The sequence below is a fragment of the Microcoleus sp. S28C3 genome (genome assembly GCF_036700785.1).
GTDB lineage: Bacteria > Cyanobacteriota > Cyanobacteriia > Cyanobacteriales > Microcoleaceae > Microcoleus > Microcoleus asticus.
In genome coordinates, this window is sequence record NZ_JAUBPO010000299.1 from 1 (window position 1) to 1,193 (window position 1,193).

Consider the following 1,193-nt stretch of genomic DNA (forward strand, 5'->3'; position numbering starts at 1 on the left):
AAATTATTAAGTGGCCCCATCTGTTAATTATGTTTCCTCAATCTTACCAGAACCATCTAGAAAAACAACTCAAACCAGCAGAATACCTGACTCTCAAAATTCTGGTATATTTGTTGCAGAGCCACAGACAGGTTAGTATTGAATTGCTCGCTTCTGTAATGCCCTATCCAATTCAATTTGAGAGCCGGAGGCGTAGTCTGCAAAGATTTCTCAAATTAGACTGCCTCAACATAGAAAGTCTGTGGTTTCCGCTTGTCAAAGAAATCTTAAAAGCTAAATTTAAGAAATCGAAACCTTTGAAGCTTGCGATCGATCGCACTCAATGGCGATCGCACAACGTATTTATGCTCAGCCTGGTCTGGGAAAAACGAAGTATCCCCTTATACTGGCGACTACTAGACAAGAGAGGATGTAGTAATATCTGCGAACAACAAGCTCTAATTACTCCTGTTTTAGAGTTCCTGTCTGATTATGAAGTGATCGTTTTAGGCGATCGGGAATTTGGTAGTGTCAAGTTGGCATCCTGGCTCTGTCAGAAGCAAGTGAAGTTTATTTTTAGAGTAAAACAAGGGCGATATATTCAATCAGAAAACTCTGATTATATCCTGTTGTCAGACCTGGGCTTACTGCCAGGAACAAGCTTTTATTTAGCGGAAGTAAACTTTACCAAACAAAAAGGATTTGGCACTTTTGATGTAGCTGGTTATTGGCGACGTAAATATAGAGGAAAACAGGAAGATGAAGGTTGGTATCTCCTGACCAATGTCGGCACTTTCAAGCAGTCAATTGATGGTTTTAAATGCCGCAGTGGGATTGAGGCAATGTTTAAAGATTGTAAGACAGGTGGTTATAACTTAGAGAAAAGCCATGCTAATAATCAGCGTTTAAGCAGTTTGATATTATTGATAGCAATTGCTTACAGTTGCGCTGTAATACAAGGTCAAAAAATCAAGACGATGGGAGTGCACAAATATGTGGGTAGGCTAACCGAATCTGGGCGCTCAATACGTCGTCATAGTAGTTTTTGGATAGGATTATATGGTCAATGTTGGGTAATTGGTATGGAATTTTGTCAAGACATTATTACTGAACTAATGAGAATCAGGCGAAACAAACTACCATTTTTTCAGAGAGGTATGAGGGCTATGTCCTTGATTCTATCAGTGTTCTGACGGGGTTGTCACCCCGTCAGG

The 1,193-nt window shown here is 40.0% G+C and carries 1 protein-coding gene; it reads left to right on the top strand.

Going from position 1 to position 1,193, the window contains the following annotated elements; translation table 11 throughout:
- Positions 1 to 29: 29 nt before the first annotated feature.
- On the top strand, positions 30 to 1,172 hold the full coding sequence (locus tag QUA13_RS32560; protein WP_333205237.1) for an IS4 family transposase: 1,143 nt from the start codon (positions 30 to 32) through the stop codon (positions 1,170 to 1,172).
- Positions 1,173 to 1,193: the final 21 nt, after the last annotated feature.